17 protein-coding genes are annotated in these 20,056 nt (G+C 66.6%); 12 read left to right on the top strand and 5 right to left on the bottom strand.

Translation table 11 applies throughout. The features are described 5' to 3' along the window. Window positions 1–41 precede the first annotated feature (41 nt). Window positions 42–809: a CoA transferase subunit A gene (locus tag VJV41_RS22985; RefSeq protein WP_325337562.1), complete on the top strand. Its 768-nt coding sequence runs from the start codon at window positions 42–44 to the stop codon at window positions 807–809. Next, window positions 806–1,486, top strand: a complete 681-nt coding sequence (locus VJV41_RS22980; protein WP_325337560.1) for a CoA transferase subunit B — start codon at window positions 806–808, stop codon at window positions 1,484–1,486. Before VJV41_RS22985 ends, VJV41_RS22980 begins: the two co-directional genes overlap by 4 nt. Here VJV41_RS22980 and VJV41_RS22975 read toward each other — a convergent pair. Further along, window positions 1,444–2,661, bottom strand: coding sequence for a pyridoxal phosphate-dependent aminotransferase (locus tag VJV41_RS22975; RefSeq protein ID WP_325337558.1), 1,218 nt, complete (start codon window positions 2,659–2,661; stop codon window positions 1,444–1,446). The two genes, VJV41_RS22980 and VJV41_RS22975, sit on opposite strands and share 43 nt — an antisense overlap. Before the next feature lie 29 nt (window positions 2,662–2,690). Here VJV41_RS22975 and hutH point away from each other — a divergent pair, with 29 nt between their 5' ends. The 5 genes from hutH (at window position 2,691) to hutI (ending at window position 10,076) form a co-directional block, all read left to right on the top strand. Continuing rightward, complete coding sequence (hutH, locus tag VJV41_RS22970; protein ID WP_325337557.1) at window positions 2,691–4,229, top strand: histidine ammonia-lyase; 1,539 nt, start codon at window positions 2,691–2,693, stop codon at window positions 4,227–4,229. Between the two features lie 390 nt (window positions 4,230–4,619). Then, on the top strand, window positions 4,620–6,311 hold the full coding sequence (hutU, locus tag VJV41_RS22965) for a urocanate hydratase (RefSeq protein WP_325337555.1): 1,692 nt from the start codon (window positions 4,620–4,622) through the stop codon (window positions 6,309–6,311). After that, window positions 6,308–7,534 carry an allantoate amidohydrolase gene (locus tag VJV41_RS22960; RefSeq protein ID WP_325337554.1) on the top strand — a complete coding sequence of 409 codons (1,227 nt, stop codon included), beginning with the start codon at window positions 6,308–6,310 and terminating at the stop codon, window positions 7,532–7,534. The genes hutU and VJV41_RS22960 overlap by 4 nt, the downstream gene beginning before the upstream one ends. After that, window positions 7,531–8,901, top strand: a complete 1,371-nt coding sequence (locus VJV41_RS22955; RefSeq protein WP_325337553.1) for a formimidoylglutamate deiminase — start codon at window positions 7,531–7,533, stop codon at window positions 8,899–8,901. The genes VJV41_RS22960 and VJV41_RS22955 overlap by 4 nt, the downstream gene beginning before the upstream one ends. Then, window positions 8,898–10,076, top strand: a complete 1,179-nt coding sequence (hutI, locus tag VJV41_RS22950) for an imidazolonepropionase (protein ID WP_325337551.1) — start codon at window positions 8,898–8,900, stop codon at window positions 10,074–10,076. The genes VJV41_RS22955 and hutI overlap by 4 nt, the downstream gene beginning before the upstream one ends. Here hutI and VJV41_RS22945 read toward each other — a convergent pair. From VJV41_RS22945 to fadD3, 4 genes are read right to left on the bottom strand one after another with little or no spacing between them, the layout of a single operon-like run. Next, on the bottom strand, window positions 10,073–11,014 hold the full coding sequence (locus VJV41_RS22945; RefSeq protein WP_325337549.1) for an acyl-CoA dehydrogenase family protein: 942 nt from the start codon (window positions 11,012–11,014) through the stop codon (window positions 10,073–10,075). The two genes, hutI and VJV41_RS22945, sit on opposite strands and share 4 nt — an antisense overlap. Beyond that, window positions 11,011–11,967 (bottom strand): acyl-CoA dehydrogenase family protein, encoded by a 957-nt coding sequence (locus tag VJV41_RS22940; RefSeq protein WP_325337547.1) that lies wholly within the window; start codon window positions 11,965–11,967, stop codon window positions 11,011–11,013. The genes VJV41_RS22945 and VJV41_RS22940 overlap by 4 nt, the downstream gene beginning before the upstream one ends. 15 nt (window positions 11,968–11,982) lie before the next feature. Beyond that, window positions 11,983–13,119, bottom strand: a complete 1,137-nt coding sequence (locus tag VJV41_RS22935) for an acyl-CoA dehydrogenase family protein (RefSeq protein ID WP_325337739.1) — start codon at window positions 13,117–13,119, stop codon at window positions 11,983–11,985. A 1-nt stretch (window position 13,120) separates the two neighbouring features. Beyond that, window positions 13,121–14,659: a 3-((3aS,4S,7aS)-7a-methyl-1,5-dioxo-octahydro-1H-inden-4-yl)propanoate--CoA ligase FadD3 gene (gene fadD3 / locus VJV41_RS22930; RefSeq protein ID WP_325337546.1), complete on the bottom strand. Its 1,539-nt coding sequence runs from the start codon at window positions 14,657–14,659 to the stop codon at window positions 13,121–13,123. A gap of 47 nt (window positions 14,660–14,706) precedes the next feature. Here fadD3 and ipdE1 point away from each other — a divergent pair, with 47 nt between their 5' ends. The 5 genes from ipdE1 (at window position 14,707) to VJV41_RS22905 (ending at window position 20,026) form a co-directional block, all read left to right on the top strand. After that, on the top strand, window positions 14,707–15,870 hold the full coding sequence (ipdE1, locus tag VJV41_RS22925) for an acyl-CoA dehydrogenase IpdE1 (protein ID WP_325337544.1): 1,164 nt from the start codon (window positions 14,707–14,709) through the stop codon (window positions 15,868–15,870). Further along, window positions 15,867–16,655: a (5R,7aS)-5-hydroxy-7a-methyl-1-oxo-2,3,5,6,7,7a-hexahydro-1H-indene-carboxyl-CoA reductase gene (gene ipdF / locus VJV41_RS22920; RefSeq protein ID WP_325337543.1), complete on the top strand. Its 789-nt coding sequence runs from the start codon at window positions 15,867–15,869 to the stop codon at window positions 16,653–16,655. The genes ipdE1 and ipdF overlap by 4 nt, the downstream gene beginning before the upstream one ends. 73 nt (window positions 16,656–16,728) lie before the next feature. Beyond that, on the top strand, window positions 16,729–17,394 hold the full coding sequence (locus tag VJV41_RS22915) for a response regulator transcription factor (protein ID WP_325337542.1): 666 nt from the start codon (window positions 16,729–16,731) through the stop codon (window positions 17,392–17,394). Between the two features lie 116 nt (window positions 17,395–17,510). Beyond that, window positions 17,511–18,470, top strand: a complete 960-nt coding sequence (locus VJV41_RS22910; RefSeq protein ID WP_325337737.1) for a HAMP domain-containing sensor histidine kinase — start codon at window positions 17,511–17,513, stop codon at window positions 18,468–18,470. Next, on the top strand, window positions 18,467–20,026 hold the full coding sequence (locus VJV41_RS22905) for a DUF4173 domain-containing protein (RefSeq protein WP_325337540.1): 1,560 nt from the start codon (window positions 18,467–18,469) through the stop codon (window positions 20,024–20,026). Before VJV41_RS22910 ends, VJV41_RS22905 begins: the two co-directional genes overlap by 4 nt. Window positions 20,027–20,056 lie beyond the last annotated feature (30 nt).

Raw genomic sequence — 20,056 nt, 5'->3', positions numbered from 1 at the left:
CGTTCGTTGAGCGAACGCATCGACAGGAAGTTGTCACGCTGATGTCCAGTAAGCAGCTCAAGGACGTCCACGAGGCGATCGCCGATGTTGGCAGTGGAGCCTCCCTGGCAGTCGGAGGTTTCGGTCTCTGCGGTATTCCCGACGCACTCATCGGCGCACTGGCCGAGTCGGGTGTCGACGATCTCGAGGTTTACTCCAACAACTGCGGCGTCGACGATGTGGGACTTGGTGTGCTGCTCGGCCTGCGTCGTATCCGCCGAATAACGGCGTCGTACGTGGGCGAGAACAAGGAATTCGCCCGACAGTACCTAGCTGGCGAACTCGAGGTTGAGTTGACCCCACAGGGCACGCTCGCTGAGCGCTTGCGTGCGGGTGGAGCGGGTATTCCTGCGTTCTACACCCCCGCAGGGGTGGGAACCCTGGTGGCTGACGGCGGTCTGCCGTGGCGCTACGCCCAGGATGGGTCCGTCGCAATCGCCTCGCCGCCCAAGGAGACGCGAGAGTTCGATGGCCAGCGTTACGTGCTCGAAACCAGCATCCGGACCGACTTCGCACTCGTCCATGCGGCCGTCGGAGATACCCAGGGAAATCTCGTCTTCGACAAGACCGCGATGAACTTCAACCCGTTGGCGGCGATGGCTGGCCGAATAACGATCGCTGAGGTGGAAACACTCGTGGAGCCCGGCGAACTCGACCCCGAGGGCATTCACCTTCCAGGTGTATTCGTGCAGAGGATCGTCGAGACGGGCCCGCAGCACGTTCGCATCGAGAAGCGAACGGTCCGCGACGAGGCAGGAGTACCAGCATGACCGAGCCGCAGACCAGCCGAGGCTGGAGCAGACCGGAGATGGCCCGCCGGGTGGCCCGCGAGCTTCACGATGGCGAGTACGTGAACCTGGGTATCGGACTGCCGACTCTCGTTCCCGACTATTTGGATCCGGCCGTGCGGGTGACTCTGCACTCGGAAAACGGGATCCTCGGCACTGGCCCGTATCCCGCCGAGGACGCCGTCGACGCGAACCTGATCAACGCCGGGAAAGAGACCGTCACGGTGCTGCCCGGTGCGTCGTTCTTCGACTCGTCCTTGTCGTTCGGGATGATTCGCGGCGGACACATCGACGTCGCGGTGCTCGGGGGTATGGAGGTGTCGCGCCACGGCGACCTGGCGAACTGGATGGTCCCCGGGAAGATGGTCAAGGGCATGGGGGGCGCCATGGACCTGGTGCACGGGGCGTCGCGCGTCATTGTCCTCATGGAACACACTGACCGGCAAGGCAACCCGAAAATCGTCGAGAAATGCACCCTGCCCTTGACTGGCGAGCGCGTCGTCCACCGCATCGTCACGGACCTCGCGGTTGTTGACGTTGGGAACGACGGAGAGCTGATCCTCGTGGAAACCGCGCCGGGCGTGTCTGTCGATCAGGTGCAGGCAGCGACAGGTGTTCAACTCACCCTCGGTGACGAGTTGGCTGCCGCGCCCGTCTGAACGACAACACCGCCCTTGGCCAACCAGGCGCCGATGCGGCGCAGCGCCTCTTCGATATCGCTGGTCGGGCCCGCGAACGAAAGCCGGACGAACGCGCCGCCACGCACGGTGTCGAAATCGATGCCCGGCGCGATCGCAACGCCGGTGTCTTCCAACAGCTTTGAGCAGAACGACAGTGAATCGGTCGTCAGGTGTGAGACGTCGGCGTAGACGTAGAACGCGCCGTCGGTCGGTGCCAGCTTGTCGATGCCGATCCTACGAAGCCCGTCGAGGAGCAACTGGCGGTTGGCCGCATAGTGATGCAGCAGCGCATCGGCCTCGGCGACCGATTCCGGCGTGAACGCGGCGACGGCGGCGACCTGCGCCAGTGCCGGCGGGCAGATCGTGAAGTTGCCCGCCAAGCAATCCACCGCACGTTGCAGCTCTTGCGGCACCAGCAGCCAGCCGAGCCGCCAGCCCGTCATGGCGAAGTACTTCGAAAAGCTGTTGACCACCACGGCATCTCGTGACGTTTCCCATGCGCAGCTGGTCGCCGGTGCGCCCTCGTAGACCAGCCCGTGATACACCTCGTCGCTGATCAATCGCACACCCGAGGCGTCGCACCACGACGCGATTGCCGCGAGTTCTTCCGGTGGGATGACGGTGCCGGTGGGATTGGCAGGGCTCGCGACGATCACGCCCTTCACTGGTGGATCGAGGTCGGCCAGCATCTGCGCCGTCGGCTGAAACCTGGTGTCGGGACCGCACGGGATCTCAACGACCTCGCAGCCAAGCGCGGACAAGATGTTGCGGTAGCAGGGATAGCCCGGACTGGCGATGGCCACCCGGTCGCCGACGTCGAAGCACGCGAGGAACGCCAACAGGAACCCGCCGCTCGAGCCGGTGGTGATCACGACGTCATTCGGGTCGACATCGAGCCCATGCCGGTCCTTGTACGAACTCGCGATCGCGGTTCGCAGTTCCGGGATGCCGAGTGCCACGGTGTAGCCGAGAGGCCCGCGGTCCAACGCTTCTTTTGCCGCCGCGCGCACTGCTGCGGGCGCGCCTGCGCTCGGTTGCCCGGCTGACAGGTTGACCAGGTCGCCGTGCGTGCGCTGGCGCTCCGCGGCGGCCAGCCACACGTCCATCACATAGAACGGCGGGATGCCTGCGCGCAGTGCGACGCGATCGCTCATCCGGATGAGGCTAGTAGCACAATCGTCGGATGACTCCGGTGGTTGTGGGTATCGGTCCTGTCACGGCCGACGACGTAGTACGGGTGGCTCGGGACGACGACCCCGTGGAGATCGCCGACGACGCCCTTGCCGCTATTGCCGAGAGTCGTCGATGGATCGAAGCGCTCGCCGACGATCCGACGCCGGCTTACGGCATATCCACCGGCTTTGGTGCGCTCGCAACTCGTCATATCCCGCTCGAGCTGCGAACCAAGCTGCAGCGCAGCCTGATTCGCTCTCATGCCGCAGGGTCCGGACCCGAGGTCGAGCGCGAGGTCATCCGCGCGATGATGCTGCTGAGGTTGTCGACGCTGGCGACCGGCCGTACCGGTGTGCGTTCGGAAGTCGCCAAGGCCTACGCGGGGCTGCTTTCAGCGGGCCTGACGCCGGTGGTCTACGAGTACGGCAGCCTCGGCTGTTCCGGAGACCTCGCGCCGCTCGCACATGTCGCACTCGCGATCATGGGAGAAGGACAGGTGCGCACGGCTGACGGTGAGCTTCGGCAAACAGCGGATGCCCTCAGCACACACGGCCTGGAACCGGTCGTCCTCGCCGAGAAAGAAGGCCTTGCGCTGATCAACGGCACCGACGGCATGCTCGGGCAATTGATCCTGGCATTGACCGACCTCGACGGGTTGCTGCGCCTGGCCGACGTCGCCGCGGCGATGAGCGTTGAAGGACTGCTCGGTACCGCCAGAGTGTTCGCCCCACATCTGCAGGCGCTGCGGCCCCAACCTGGCCAGGCGGTAGCCGCGGCGAACATGACACGAATCCTTGCCGGTTCGCCGATCGTCGCAAGCCACAGCGGACCGGACTGCCCGCTGGTCCAGGATGCTTACTCGCTGCGGTGCGCACCGCAGGTTGCCGGCGCGGCACGGGACACCGTGACGCACGCCCGCAATGTCGCGAACTGGGAGCTGGCCAGCACCATCGACAACCCCGTCGTCACGGATGCGGGAACGGTCGAATCAAACGGCAACTTCCACGGCGCACCCGTCGCCTATGTGCTCGATTTCCTGGCCATCGTCGTCGCCGACCTGGCCAGCATCAGTGAACGCCGCACCGACCGATTCCTCGACGCGTCCCGAAGTCACGGGCTGAACCCGTTCCTCGCCGACGACCCTGGCGTCGACAGTGGCCACATGATCGCGCAGTACACCCAGGCCGCGATCGTTTCCGAACTCAAACGCCTGGCCGTTCCTGCCAGCGTCGACTCCATCCCGTCATCGGCGATGCAGGAAGATCACGTTTCGATGGGTTGGTCTGCGGCCCGGAAACTGCGCAAGGCGATCGACGGACTCACCCGCGTTCTCGCCATCGAAATCCTCACCGCCGCAAGGGGAATCGACATGCGCGCGCCGCTGCAACCGGCGTCGGCAACCGGTGCCGTCATCGAGGCTGTCCGCGCACGGGTCGCCGGTCCCGGCGCTGACCGCCACCTCGCTCCCGAGATCGAGGCCGTCATCGGACTCGCACGCGACGGATCACTGCTCGCCGCTGCCGAATCGGTTACCGGCCCGCTGGGGTGACCGGTCTCAGTCCTCTATGAGTCGGCCGAGGTCATCAAGGATCGACTCCGCTACCGCGACGTCGCCCCTCAGGTCCCGGTCCTCAATGTTGTCGGGCGGCAGGCGGCCAGTTCGGCACAATCATGTAATTCATCTCGATATCTACCGCAGATGCGCGCCAGGACCTAGCGTGAAAGAGCAGTTCAACATCGGCAGCCGCGAGGTATGCATCCAAGCGTTGAAGGACGGGTCCAACGATCTGGTGCCGGAGCACCCGGTCGCTCTTCAGAGTTACGTGGATCCGACTTCGACCGCCGCGACTGGAATCAACCTCCGACGTCGCGAAGAAGTGGCTCGCCAGCGCCGGCATCAGCGGACAATAAGAAACACTCGTTAAGGACTTCTCTTCTCATGACAGCAACCACAGGACCCCGTCCTGTCCGAGCAGCACACGGCACCGAAATCACCTGCAAGGGTTGGCAACAGGAAGCGGCCCTTCGCATGTTGATGAACAATCTCGACCCGGAGGTCGCCGAACACCCCGACGATCTCGTCGTCTACGGCGGCACCGGGCGGGCGGCCCGTAGCTGGGAAGCGTTCGACGCGATCGTCCGTACTCTGCAGACCTTGGAGGACGACGAGACCATGCTCGTCCAATCCGGGAAACCGGTCGGGGTGTTCCGCACGAACGTGTGGGCTCCGCGGGTGCTGCTGGCGAATTCGAATCTGGTCGGTGATTGGGCCAACTGGGAGCAGTTCCGCAAACTCGAAGCCGAAGGCCTGATGATGTATGGCCAGATGACGGCCGGATCGTGGATCTACATCGGCACCCAAGGCATCCTGCAGGGCACGTTCGAAACCTTCGGCGCCGTTGCGCGCAAGCTCGCGGCCTCCGGCCGCTATGAGCACAGTGGCGGCACACTTGCCGGAACCATCACCCTCACCGCGGGCATGGGCGGTATGGGTGGTGCCCAGCCACTCGCGGTCACGATGAACGAGGGCGTGGCGATCTGCGTCGACTGCGATGAGAGCCGGATCGACCGGCGCATCGCGCATCGGTACCTCGACACCAAGGCAGCGGATATCGACGAGGCGTTGAAGATGGCTATCGATGCGCGGGACGCCAAGCGGCCGTTGTCGATTGGACTGGTCGGCAACGCAGCCGAAGTCTTTCCCGAACTGCTCGAGCGGGACGCACCGATCGACATCGTCACCGACCAGACGTCAGCGCACGATCCACTGTCCTACCTGCCGCTGGGCATCGACTTCGAAGACATGAAGAAGATGGCGGACAAGGATCCCGTGTATTTCACCGAGCAGGCAGAGCTTTCGATGGCCAAACACGTCGAGGCCATGGTCGGCTTCATGGATCGCGGCGCCGAGGTCTTCGACTACGGCAACTCGATCCGGGACGAGGCGCGCAAGGCGGGATATGACCGCGCGTTCGCGTTCCCCGGTTTCGTTCCGGCCTATATCCGTCCTCAGTTCGAGGAGGGCCTCGGTCCGTTCCGGTGGGTGGCGCTGTCGGGCGACCCGAAGGACATCGCCGCCACCGATCAGGCGATTCTGGAGTTGTTCCCCGACAACGCGCACCTGCGGCGCTGGATCACGATGGCCGGCGAGAAGGTGGCATTCGAGGGCCTGCCCGCGCGCATCTGCTGGCTCGGATACGGGGAGCGTCACCGGGCCGGTTTGAGGTTCAACGAGATGGTGGCCTCCGGTGAGCTGTCGGCACCGATCGTGATCGGCCGCGACCACCTCGATTCAGGGTCGGTGGCGTCGCCGTATCGCGAAACCGAGTCGATGCTGGACGGTTCGGACGCAATTGCCGACTGGCCGTTGCTCAATGCCTTGGTGAACACCGCGTCCGGGGCGTCGTGGGTGTCGATCCACCATGGCGGTGGAGTCGGGATGGGGCGCTCGATCCACGCCGGCCAGGTGTGTGTCGCGGACGGCACGGAGTTGGCCGCGCAGAAGCTCGCGCGCGTCCTCACCAATGACCCGGGCATGGGTGTCATCCGCCATGTCGACGCCGGATACGAGCACGCCGCGGAGGTGGCTCGCGAACGTGGCGTGCGTATCCCCATGTGGGAGAACGCGTGACGGCGTTCGACACGCTGTGGACGACGATCCTCGACGTCGGCCGCAACGCCCGCACCGGCGGGTACCGCAGGTTCGCCTGGACCGATGCCGACATGACCCTGCGGGAGTGGTTCGTCGGATGCGCCGACCGTCGCGGCATGGATGTCGAGGTCGACCACAACGGCAACATCTGGGCGTGGTGGATGCCGCCTGGATGGACCGGGGACCCGCGCGGGGCGTTCGTGACCGGCTCACACCTGGACTCCGTCCCTGACGGTGGCGCGTACGACGGGCCGCTCGGCGTGGTGTCGGCCTTCGCCGCCATCGATATGGTGCGCGAGCGTGGGGTGGTGCCCTCGATTCCCGTTGGAGTGGTGGCCTTCTCCGACGAGGAGGGCGCGCGCTTCGGTGTCGCATGCGTCGGGTCTCAGCTGTCGACCGGGGCGCTGAGTGCGGATCGAGCGCGTGGATTGCGCGACATCGACGGAATAACGTTGGAAGAGGCGCTCGTTCGGGTCGGCCGCGACCCCGATCATCTCGGCGAGGACTCCCGACTGACGGACCGCATCGGGGTGTTTGTCGAGCTGCACGTGGAGCAGGGCCGGGCACTGGACCTCGTGGACGCCCCAGTCGCGGTCGCGTCATCGATCTGGCCGCATGGCCGTTGGGAGTTCACATTCGGTGGCGAGGCCAACCACGCCGGATCGACGCGGCTCGTCGATCGCCGAGATCCCATGCTGGCCTTCGCGTCCTCGGTGCACGCGGCGCGGGCGGAGGCCGCCGCACACAATGCGGTGGCGACGTTCGGCAAAGTGATCGTCTCGCCCAACGGGGCCAACGCGATTCCGTCGGAGATCCGTGCCTGGTTGGATGCCAGGGCGGCCGACGAGGCAACCCTGGCCTCGCTGGTGAAGAAGATCACCGCTGAGGCGCAACGCCACGCAGCTGAGGACGCCGTCACGCTCGACGTGGTCGCCGAATCAATCACTCCGATAGTCGAATTCCCGGAAGGCCCGCGGGCACGGCTGAGGAAGGCGCTCAGTAACCTCGGCGACATCCCGGTACTTCCCACGGCTGCCGGCCACGATGCCGGCATCTTGTCCGCCAAAGTGCCGACCGCGATGTTGTTCGTCCGAAACCCAACCGGTGTCTCGCACTCGCCAGAAGAGCATGCCGAGATGGCCGACTGCAATGTGGGCGCGGTGGCACTGGCCGACGTGATGGCCGACTGGGTATCGCCATGACGACATGGTGGTGCGAGCATGCGTGGCTCGGCGGGGACACCGTCGACGCCGGGGTGCTGATCACGGTGACCGACGGACGGATAACCTCAATCCGGTCCGGCGTCGCTGCCGATCCGTCGTCGAATCGCCTGTACGGCCTGGTGATACCGGGAATGGCGAATGCCCATTCGCATGCCTTTCACCGCGCCTTGCGGGGGCGCACCCAACGCGATCGCGGATCGTTCTGGACGTGGCGCGATCTGATGTACCGCGCGGCGGACCGGCTCGATCCCGATCACTACAAAGCGCTGGCCCGCGGTGTCTATGCCGAGATGGCCCTTGCGGGAATCACATCGGTCGGCGAATTCCACTATCTGCACCACGACGGAGGCGGTCGACGGTATTCCGACCCGAATGCGATGGGCCACGCACTGATCGTGGGTGCGGCCGATGCGGGACTGCGCCTGACGTTGCTCGATACCTGTTATCTCAGTTCGGCTGCCGACGGATCGCCGCTGGACGACGGACCTCAACAACGCTTCGGAGACGGTAGCGGAGCCGGCTGGGCTGAGCGCGTCGAGGCGCTCTACCAGCAGACACAGTCCAACCCGGGTGTTCTCGTCGGCGCTGCACTGCATTCCGTCCGTGGAGTCCCGGCCGAACACATGCCGGCCGTCGTCGAATGGGCCGATGCGCACGCGACGCCACTGCATGTGCACTCGTCGGAGCAGCGGGCCGAGATCGACCAGTGCATCGCCACGTACGGGCGCACGCCCACTGCCGTTCTTCGGGATGCCGGCGTGCTCGGACCACGGACGACCGCGGTGCACGCCACACATCTGACGCCAGAAGACATTGGCGCCATGGACGATACGGCTACGGGTGTGTGCTTCTGCCCGACCACGGAACGGGACCTGGGCGACGGCATCGGCCCGGCACCGACGCTGATCGAGTCAAGAGGCTTGTTCAGTCTGGGTTCGGACAGTCATGCCGTGATCGACATGTTCGAGGAAGCCAGGGCAGTCGAACTCGACGAACGTCTCGCCCGTGAGCAGCGCGGCATCATCGGTGCGTCAAAGCTGTTGCACGCGGCCACCACCGGAGGACAGCAAGCGCTCGGGTGGACGGACGCTGGGCGGTTGCTCGTCGGTGCGCGCGCAGATCTGGTCGCCGTGGACCTGAACTCCGTACGTACTGCCGGCGGCGATGCGACACCGGAGACCGTGGTGTTCGCTGCCTCGGCCGGTGACGTCACCGACGTGGTCATCGACGGCCGGGTCGTGGTCGCCGGTGGGCGACATATCCACGTCGACGCGGCTGCCGAATTATCGGAGGCCATCGCCGATTTGATGGGGGTACGGCCAGAGGCGGTGCAGACGCGGTCGTGAGCACTCTGTACGCAGGCATCGGTGAACTGGTCACCAATGATCCCGCCCAGGGCGACGGCAGTGCACTGGGCATCATCGAGGACGGTGCCGTCGTCGTCGACGGTGACACGATCGCATGGGTCGGGCGTCGACACGACGCACCGGCGACGGACTCACACGTTGACTGGGGCGGCTCGAGTGTCATTCCGGGGTTCGTCGACAGCCATGCGCATTTGGTGTTCGCCGGCGAGCGTTCGGCGGAGTTCGCCGCCCGCATGAGCGGACAGCCGTATGCGGCGGGCGGAATCGCGACCACCGTCGCCTCCACCCGGGACGCCGACGACGCAACCTTGGCCGCAGGTGTCGGTCGGCTCGCAGAAGAACTGCTCAATGCGGGCGTGACGACTTTCGAATCGAAGAGCGGCTACGGTCTGACCGTCGATGACGAAGCTCGCTCATTGGCCGTGGCACGCCGGTTCACCAGCGAGACAACGTTTCTCGGCGCGCATGTCGTGCCCGCCGAGTTCCGCGACAACCGCGAAGGTTACATCGATCTCGTCAAGGGACCGATGCTTCAGGCCTGTCTGCCGTCCGCTCGCTGGATCGACGTGTTCTGTGACCGCGGTGCGTTCGATGTCGACGAGTCGCGTGTCATCCTGAGCGCGGGTATCGCCGCCGGACTGCAGGCGCGGGTGCACGCCGGGCAACTCGGCCCCAGCGGCGGGATCCGAATGGCGGTGGAGCTGCAGGCCGCATCGGTCGACCACTGCACGTACGCCACGGATGACGATGTCGAGGCGTTGGCCTCCGGTTCGACGGTCGCCACGCTCCTGCCTGGTGCGGAGTTCTCAACGCGTGCATCATGGCCGGACGCGCGGCGGATGATCGACGCCGGCGTCACCGTCGCGATCGCCACCGACTGCAACCCCGGCAGTTCGTTCACGACGAGCATGCCGTTCTGCATCGCCGTGGCGGTCCGCGATATGAACTTCACTCCGGCGGAGGCGTTGTGGTCGGCGACGGCCGGAGGAGCAGCTGCGCTTCGACGCGACGACATCGGCGTGCTGGCACCGGGCAACCGGGCCGATTTCGTGTGCCTTGACGCGCCCTCGTATATCCATCTGGCCTATCGGCCGGGCGTGCCGCTCGTGCGTGAGGTTGTGCTCGGCGGTCAACCGAAGCGGCTGGCGCCCTAGAGCACTTCGGATTCGAGACGACGCAGATACTCCCGCGGCGGGCCGAGCAGCTGCGCGCTCGCATGCGCCCGTTTGAAGTACAGCTGGATGTCGTGCTCCCACGTGATCGCGATGCCGCCGTGCATCTGCACGGCCTCCGCCGCGACCTTCGAGAACGCCTCGCTGGCCGCGACCCGAGCCAGCGCCGCCGATGTCGGCGACGGTTCGGCGACCGCATCGTCGACAACCGCGCGCGCGGACTGCAACGCGACGTACAGATCGGCCATCCGGTGCTTGAGCGCCTGGAAGCTGCCGATCGGCCGACCGAACTGCACGCGGTCCTTGGTGTATTCGACTGTCAGATCGAGGCACTTCGTGGCCGCACCGATCTGCTCGGCGGCCAGCAAGATGGCGGCCGTATCGGTCAGCCCAGGATCCGCGCCCATATCCGTCGTCTCTTGCGGTTCGACCCGCGAAAGCCTCCGCGTAAGGTCCATGGTGTCGGCCGGCTGCGCAGTGAACCTTGTCCAGTGCGTGAGCTTTGAGCCGTCGGCTGCGACGACCACGTCCGCGATGTCGCCGTTGACCACATAGTCGGGATCGAACACCACCGCGCCGATCCTCGTGCCCTCCGCCAGGCCCTCGAGGACGTCGGCGTCCGGCTCATCGCCGGCCAGCAGCGCGAGCTCGGCGAGTGTGGTGCCCAGCAACGGTGTCGGCACCAAACGCTTGGCCAGCTCCTCGAGCACGACGGCGGCGTCGGCGAGTTCGCCATCCGCGCCGCCCAGCTCCTCCGGAATCACGAGTGCGGCCGCACCGACCTGCTCGCACAACAGCTTCCACAGCGACTCGTCATAGCCACGCTCGGACGCCATCGCCTCGCGCACCGCGGCTGGCGACGCGTGCTTTTCCACCAGCGCCGCGACGGTCTCGCGCAGCAGTTCGCGTTCTTCGGTCACGAGAAGGCCTCCAATACCCGCCGGCGGTGCACCGTCGGATCGCCCCATGCCGACCGCAGCGCCTGCACCCGCAGCAGCCACAGCGACAGGTCGTGCTCTTGGGTGAACCCGATCGCGCCATGGGTCTGCAGCGACGAGCGCGCGGCCAGCAGCGCGGCCTCCGACGCGGCAACCTTCGCGGCGCTGACGTCTCGCGCCGTATCCGACGAGTTGTCGGCCAGCGACAGCGCTGCTCCGTACACCAGTGGCCGTGCGAGCTCGACGGCGATGTGCACATCGGCCAGCTTGTGCTTGATCGCTTGGTAGGTGCCGATCACGCGGCCGAATTGGCTTCGCTGCTTGGCGTATTCGACTGACATGTCCAGCATCGCCTGACCGGCACCGACCAACTGGGCGGCTGTGGCGAGTACGCCGAACTCGTAAGCGCGCTTGACGTCGGCTGCCTGGGAGTCGCCGGATGCTGTGACGTCGAACAACTTTCGGCTCGGGTCGACAGACGCGTGCTGATTACCTGCCGTGCCTTCGCGGACCGCGTCGTCTGCGGCCACCAGGACGACGCCGGCGGCATCCGCATCTAGGGCCCGCGGTACGTGTGGCGGCAGAGCGACGGTTGCGATCAGTTCACCGGCGGCCAGGGCCGCCGACCGTTCGTCGTGTGCCAGCAGAACCGGTGCGACGGCGATGGATTCGGTGACAGGTCCCGGGACGCACCACCGGCCCAGCCGTTCGGCGGCGACGACCAGGTCGACGGGGTGAGCCTCGATTCCGTCGAATTTCTCCGGAACCATCAGCGCGGTGACGCCGAGGTCGGCCAGCCTTGCCCACACCTTGCGGCCCGGCGCGGTATCGCCCTTGGCCCATGCGCGCACCGCTCCCGGTAGATCGGCGGATGCCAGCGCCGCGTCGATGCTGGCGGCGAAGTCGCGCTGCTGTTCGTCAGTCTCAAAAAACACAGTCGAATTTCACCTTCATTTTCGCGGCAGGCCCAACAGCCGCTCGGCGATGATGTTGCGCTGAATCTCGTTGGTACCGGCGTAGATGGGGCCGCCGAGCGCGAACAGCAGCCCCTCGGTCCACGAGTCCGCCAGCTCGGCGTCGGCTCCTCGCATGTCCAGTGCCGTCTGATGCAGCGCCACGTCGAGGTCTGACCAGAACACCTTCGTCACCGACGACTCGGCGCCCAGCTCGCCGCCGGCGGCCACCCGTGTGACCGTCGCGAACGTGTGCAGTCGGTAGGCCTGCGCCTTGATCCATGCGTCGGCAACCCGGTCGGTGAACGCCGCTTGAACATCCCTGTCGGGGTTTGCTTTCCACTGCGCAACCAGCCGTTCCGCGGGAGCGAGGAAGCGGGCGGGGCTGCGCAGCGACATGCCGCGCTCGTTGCTCGACGTGCTCATCGCCGCGCGCCAGCCGTCGTGCACAGCGCCGATGACGTCGTTGTCGGGCACGAAGACATCGTCGAGGAAGATCTCGCCGAACCCGGTGTCCCCGCCGAGCTGCGCGATGGGCCGGACCGTGATGCCGTCGGCCTTCAGGTCGAACATGAAGTACGTCAGGCCGCGATGACGCTCGGCTTCCGGGTCAGAGCGGAACAGTCCAAAGGCCTTGTCGCCGAAGGGCGCTCGCGAACTCCAGATCTTCTGCCCGTTGAGCAGCCAGCCGCCGTCCGTCCTGGTCGCCGTCGAGCGCAGCGACGCCAGATCGCTGCCGGACTCCGGCTCCGACCACGCTTGCGCCCAGATTTCCTCGCCGCTTGCCATGTTCGGCAGCACGCGGTCGAGTTGTTCTTCGGTGCCGTGTGCGAACAGCGTCGGCGCGAGCATCGACGTCCCGTTGGCACTGGCACGTCCCGGGGCGCCCGCGCGGAAGTACTCCTCCTCGTACACGATCCATTGCAGCAGCGTGGCGTCGCGTCCGCCGTACTTCTCGGGCCAGGTGATCACCGACAGGCCGGCGTCGAACAACACCCTGTCCCAGTGACGGTGTTGCTCGAAGCCTTCCGCGGTGTCATACGACTTCGTCGGGAACGACTCTTTGTTGGCCGAAAGGAAATCGCGCACCTCGGCCTGGAACTCGAGGGTGACGTCGTCAATGGTCAGGTCCAATTCAGGCCCTTTCACGCAGGAGCGGCTTGACCACTTTGCCGCCGGGGTTGCGCGGCAGCACGTCGAGGAACTCCACCGACCGCGGTGTTTTGAAGTTCGCCAAATGCTGACGCGTATAAGCGATTACGGTCTGTTCGTCGAGATCGGCGTCCGGCTTGGTCACGATGAACGCCTTGCCGACTTCGCCGAGACGATCGTCGGGCACGCCGATGACCGCCGATTCGGCGACGCCGTCGAGGCGTGCGAGCACCTGCTCGATCTCGGCGGGATAGACGTTGAACCCGCCGCAGATGTACATATCCTTCAGGCGATCGGTGATCGTCAGGTTGCCACTTTCCTCGACCCTGCCGACGTCGCCGGTGTGCAGCCAGCCGTCGGCATCGATCGCCGCGGCGGTGGCCTCCGGATCGTCGAGATAACCGAGCATGACGTTGGGCCCGCGCAACAGCACTTCCCCTGTTTCGCCTGCGGCGTTGCTGCCGGCGATGCGCAGCTCGAAGTCGGCGATCGGTCGACCACAGGTGGTGGCGACCGTGACCGCGTCGTCGTCGGCGCGGCACATCGTGCCGAACCCGTTGGCCTCGGTAAGCCCGTAGGCCGTCAGCACGATGTCGATGTCCAGTTCGGTCTGCATGCGTTCGATCAGGACCACCGGCACCACCGCGGCACCGGTGACGGCGAACCGCAGCGCCGTCAGGTCGTAGTCGCCGCGCTTGGGATGGTCGAGCAGTGTCTGGTAGATCGTCGGCGGGCCCGGCAGCACCGTGATGCGGTGTTCCTGCACTGCGGCCATCGCCCGCTCGGCGTCGAAGGTCAGCTGCGGGATCAGCGTCGCACCGGTCTGCAGGCAGGCCAGGATGCCGGCCTTGTAGCCGAAGTTATGGAAGAACGGGTTGATGCAGAGGTAGCGGTCGTCGCTGGTGATCTGCCCACACTCGGCCCACGCTGCGGACCCCGCCAACGACTGCCGGTGTGCGCACAGCGCGCCCTTGCTGCGGCCGGTGGTGCCGGAGGTGAACAGGATGTCGGAGACGTCGTCGGGCTTGACCGCCGCGGCCCTCGCGTCCACCGCGTCCAGGTCGGTTCCCCGAGCCGTGAACTCGTCCCATGTCCCATCGTGCTTGTCGATGGGCACCCTAATGATGTGCTGGAGCTTGGGCAGCTCGCCGCGGTCGAGGTCGGCGGTCTTCTCCGTACCCAGGAACTCACCTGCCGCGACGAGCACCGGTGCGCCGGTGCGGGCCAGGATGTCGCCGGCCTCACTGGCCGTGTAGCGGGTGTTCAGCGGAACGAGCACCCCACCGGCGTAGGTGGTGGCAAGGCAGGCGACCACCCAGTGCCACGTGTTCGGCGACCAGATCGCCACCCGGTCGCCGGGGCCGACGCCCAGGTCGATCAGCGCCGCAGCGGCCTGCCGGACCTCGGCCCGGAGCTCGGCGTACGTAAACCGCCGGTCGTGGGTGACCAGCGCGTCGTGGTCGGAAAATTCGTCGGCAATCCGGTCGAGAACCGCGGGAATGGTCCTCGCGGAGGGGGTCATCGATGCTCCTCTAACAAAGCAAGTGCTTGGTAGGTTAGCCTACAGGGGTGATAGAGGTCCAGGAGTTCCGGGCCGAGGTCCGGCAGTGGCTCGCCGACAACCTCGTCGGCGAATTCGCCACGCTCAAAGGCCTCGGCGGGCCGGGCCGCGAACACGAGGCGTTCGAGGAACGACGGGCGTGGAACCAGCATCTGGCCGCGGCCGGACTGACCTGCCTGGGGTGGCCGGAGGAGCACGGCGGGCGGGGATTGTCTGTCGCGCACCGCGTCGCTTTCTACGAGGAGTACGCCAAGGCGGACGCGCCCGACAAGGTCAACCACTTCGGGGAGGAACTGCTCGGCCCGACGCTGATCGCGTATGGCACCCCGGATCAGCAGAAGCGGTTCCTGCCGAAGATCCTCGACGTCACCGAGCTGTGGTGCCAGGGCTACTCCGAGCCGGGCGCGGGCAGCGACTTGGCGAATGTATCGACTACGGCCGAACTCGACGGCGACCAGTGGGTGATCAACGGGCAGAAGGTGTGGACGTCGCTGGCGCACTGGGCACAGTGGTGCTTCGTGGTGGCCCGCACCGAGAAGGGCTCCAAACGACACGCCGGACTGTCGTATCTGCTTGTGCCGCTGGATCAGCCGGGCGTCGAAGTCCGGCCGATCGTGCAGCTGACCGGAGACTCGGAATTCAACGAGGTGTTCTTCGACGACGCCCGCACCGACGCCTCGTTGGTGGTCGGACAGCCCGGTGACGGCTGGCGCGTGGCAATGGGAACGCTGACGTTCGAGCGGGGTGTGTCCACGCTGGGCCAGCAGATCCGTTATGCACGTGAGCTTTCCAACCTCGTGGACCTGGCCAAGCGCACCGGCGCCGCCGACGATCCGCTGATCCGCGAGCGGCTGACCCGATCGTGGGCTGGCCTGCACGCGATGCGGTCCTACGCATTGGCGACCATGGACGTCGAGGGAGGCGGCCGGGCCGCCGGGAAAGATAACGTGTCGAAGCTGTTGTGGGCCAACTGGCATCGTGAACTCGGGGAGATCGCGATGGACGTCGTCGGTAAAGCCGGACTGGTGTTGACCGACGGCGACTTCGACGAATGGCAGCGGCTCTATTTGTTCAGCCGCGCCGACACCATCTACGGCGGGTCGAACGAGATCCAGCGCAACATCATCGCCGAGCGCGTGCTCGGCCTACCCAGAGAGGTCAAAGGCGCATGAGTCTGGCCGACGCGCCGAAAGAGATTGACGGACACGGACTTCTGGACGGCAAGGTCGTCGTGGTGACGGCCGCGGCCGGCACCGGCATAGGCTCGGCGGTCGCGCGCCGCGCGCTGGCCGAAGGGGCCGACGTCGTCGTGTCCGATCACCACGAACGGCGGCTGGGCGAGACCCGCGACCGGTTGGCTGAACTCGGACTCGGCCGAGTAGAGAGCGTGGTCTGCGACGTGACGTCCACCGCGCAGGTCGATGCCCTGATCGCGTCGACGACCGCGCGCATGGGCCGGCTCGACGTGCTGGTCAACAACGCCGGCCTCGGCGGACAGACCCCCGTGGTCGATATGACCGACGAGGAATGGGATCGCGTGCTCAACGTGACGTTGACGTCGGTGATGCGGGCCACGCGGGCGGCGCTGCGGTATTTCCGCGGAGCCGACCATGGCGGCGTAATCGTCAACAATGCGAGCGTACTTGGCTGGCGGGCGCAGCATTCGCAGTCGCACTACGCGGCGGCCAAGGCCGGTGTGATGGCGCTGACCCGTTGCAGCGCAATCGAAGCCGTCGAATACGGCGTGCGGATCAACGCCGTCTCGCCAAGCATCGCCCGCCACAAGTTCCTGGAGAAGACGAGTTCGTCGGAGCTGTTGGACCGGCTGTCCGAGGGTGAGGCGTTCGGCCGCGCCGCCGAGCCGTGGGAGATCGCCGCGACCATCGCGTTCCTGGCCAGTGAGTACTCCAGTTACCTGACCGGCGAAGTCATCTCGGTGTCGAGCCAGCGGGCCTGACGAACCGCGATCTCCACGGAATCTTCACAAACGCTGCTCGGAAGCCCCACATCCGGCCCTTACAGTCGGATGTGTGAAGCGAATCCTGGTGGTCGAGGACGAGCCGACCATCCTGGCCGCCGTCGCGTCCCGGTTGCGTGCCGAGGAGTTCCTGGTGGACACGGCCGTCGACGGACCGTCGGCCGTCGCCGCGGCCACGGCCTCCCCGCCGGACCTCGTGGTGCTCGACGTCATGTTGCCGGGATTCGACGGGCTCGAGGTGTGCAGGCGAATCCAGGCCGTGCAGTCCGTCCCCGTGCTGATGCTGACCGCGCGAAGCGACGAAACCGACATGCTGATCGGGCTGGGGATCGGCGCCGACGACTACCTCACCAAGCCGTTCAGCATGCGCGAACTCGTCGCGCGGATCCGGGTCTTGCTGCGCCGCATGGACCGCACCGACCCGGCCCAACCCCTGTGGGTCGGTGACCATCGGATCGATCTGCAGGCCCGCAGGGTTCACAAGGGTGACGACGAAATCCATTTGACGCGGACCGAATTCGACCTGCTCGTGTTCCTGGCGGGCCGGCCGCGCACGGCGGTCTCCCGCGATGCCCTGCTCGAGCACGTGTGGGGCTGGGGGTCGGGGGTGGAGAGCCGTACCGTCGACACCCACGTGAAGGCGTTGCGCCGCAAGCTCGGCCCGGAACTCATCCGCACCGTGCACGGTGTCGGGTACGCGCTGGAGCTACCCCGTTGAGGCGCCTCGCCGCGCTGTGGGATCGGCGGCTCGCCGCCGTGTGGGATCGGCGGCTCGCCGCCCTGTGGGACCGGCTGCCGCGGCCCCTGGATCCCTTCAGCTCGTTCAAGGTCAAGATGGGTCTGCTTGTCGGCAGCGCGATCACCCTGGCCGCGTTCACGTTCTGGATCGGCGCGAGCTGGCAGTTCCGCTGGGCGTTACTCGCCGCGCTGGCCACCTCACTGGCACTCACCCAGTTCCTCGCCCACGGCATGACGTCGCCGCTGCGGCAGATGACCGCGGCGGCGCGCGCCATGGCTCGCGGTGACTACAGCGCGCGTGTCCGCGCCACCTCCAGGGACGAGATCGGGCAGCTGGCAGCGGCCTACAACCAGATGGCGGCCGATCTGGGGGCGGCCGACGAGTATCGGCGGGGGCTCATCGCCAACGTCTCGCACGAGCTGCTCACGCCAATCACCGCGTTGCACGCGCTGCTCGAGAACGTTGTCGATGGCATCGCGGAGCCGGACGACAAGACCATGCGGATGGCGCTGTCCCAGACCGAGCGACTTGGCGAGTTGGTGACCAACCTGCTCGATCTGTCCCGGCTCGAAGGCGGAGCTATTCCGTTGCAGCCCAGCGTATTCGGAGTCGGGCAGTTCCTCGAGGAGGCCATCGGGCACGTCGCGGTGGCCGGCGATGGTGTGCAGGTGACGGTGCAGGTGTCGCCACCGAATCTGGTTGCAGTCGCCGATCAGGCTCGCCTGCGGCAGGTGGTCGTCAACTTGGTGGACAACGCCATTCGGCACAGTCCAGCGGGCGCCCGGGTCTCGGTGATCGCGAGCGCGGCGCAACCGAAGGGGCTGCGGCTCGAGGTGTGCGACGAGGGACCCGGGATACCGCCCGCTGAACGCGAACGTGTGTTCCAGCGCTTCACCAGAGGCGCGACGTCGGCGGGGGGTACCGGACTCGGGTTGGCGATCGCCCGCTGGGCGGTCGAATTGCATGGTGGCGCCATCGAAGTGATGGACGCCGGGACTGGTTGCCGGATCGGGGTCACGATCCCGGCGCCGGCGACAGGCGAGGAGCCACGATGACGACGCCGCAGAGCACGATGTACCCCGGGTGGTACGGGGCACCGCACGCGCCACCGCCGCCCCCACCGTTGCTCGGTCCGCAACCACCGCGAAAGGGCGAGCCCGGTTGGACCATGTGGCCGCACCGTGTTTGGCCGCTCGACCCGCTGACCGCCGCGCCGCGCCGACTGCTGGCGCCTGCGCTCGTCGCCGGCGTGGTGGGCGCGGCGTTCTGGCGGGTCTCAGTGCTCAGCGTGGGCTATCTGCTCGTGGGTGTCATGGTGTTCGGCGTCGTGTACTGCACCGCCGGACGTCGTCCAACCCGCGGTGAATGGCTCGGAATCACCGTCGCGCTGGCACTACTGGCCGTGCCCGCGCTGCTCGCTGCGGAATGGCTTGGGGTGCTGTGCATCCTGGCTGCGTGGCTGGTCGGCTGGAGCACGCTGGCAGGCGGCAGCACCTGGACCGCCGTCATCACCGGGCCCTTCGTGCCGTGGCTGATGCCCGCCCGGGCGTTCGGGTGGGCACGTCGAGCGATCCGCGAAGACGGATTCACGTGGAGCGGGCGGCCCAGCACGATCCGGATCGGCGTCGTCGCGACCGTCACCGTCGGGCTCGCGCTGGTCTTCGGCGGCTTGTTCGCGTCGGCCGACCCGGCGTTCGCGCGGCTGATCGAGGTCTTGACACCGGAGTGGAACCCCTACGAGGCGTATGCCCGCGCCATGGTGTTCGGGATCGTGCTGTGCTTCGTGCTGTTCGGCGGCTACCTGGTGCGCTTCGCCCCCAAACTCGATGCACTGGCGCCACATCCCATGCGTTCCGTGCCGAACTGGGAGTGGGCGGTGCCGCTGGCGGTGCTGGATGTGCTGTTCATCGGGTTCGTCGCGGTTCAGGCCACGGTGCTGTTCGGCGGGCACGCGCACGTTCTTGAGACCGCCGGGCTGACCTACGCCGAGTACGCACGGCAGGGCTTCTGGCAGCTGCTGGGGGTCTCCGCGCTGACGCTTCTGGTGCTGAGCGGCGTCATCCGGGTGGCCGGACGGGAGGCCGCATCGGATCGTCGATTGCTGCGTATTCTCGTCGGAACACTTTGTACGACTTCGGTTGTGGTGGTGATCTCGGCGATCCACCGAATGTGGCTGTATCAGCAGGCCTACGGCTTCAGTACCGAGCGCCTCATGGTGATCACCATCGAACTGTGGCTCGGCGCGGTGTTCATCCTCGTCGCCGTCGCGGGGTTACGGATGGCGGGGCGGTGGTTGCCACGGGCGATCCTGATGGCCGGTGCGGTGGCGCTGCTGGGCCTGGCCGCGACGAACCCCGAGCGGCTGATCGCTGAGCGCAACATCGACAGGTACGAGCAGACCAAGCTGTTGGACACCGCCTACCTGTTTCGGCTGTCCCCGGACATCGAGCCGGCGCTGGCCCGCCTGCCTGAGTCGATGCGCGTGTGCGCGATGTACCGCAGTGACGACCGGGGGCCCTTCTACGAGTTCAACCTGTCGCGTTGGCGTGCCCCCTACGACGGCACGCCGCGGGATGACGAGTGCTCGGAGTACTGGGGGGCCTCCCGGTGACTCGCCCCGGACTTACCTAGCAAGCGCTTG

The organism is Mycobacterium sp., from assembly GCF_035274705.1.
Lineage (GTDB): Bacteria > Actinomycetota > Actinomycetes > Mycobacteriales > Mycobacteriaceae > Mycobacterium.
Note: the sequence above shows the minus strand (reverse complement) of the source record. Positions and strands in the feature narration are given on the sequence as shown.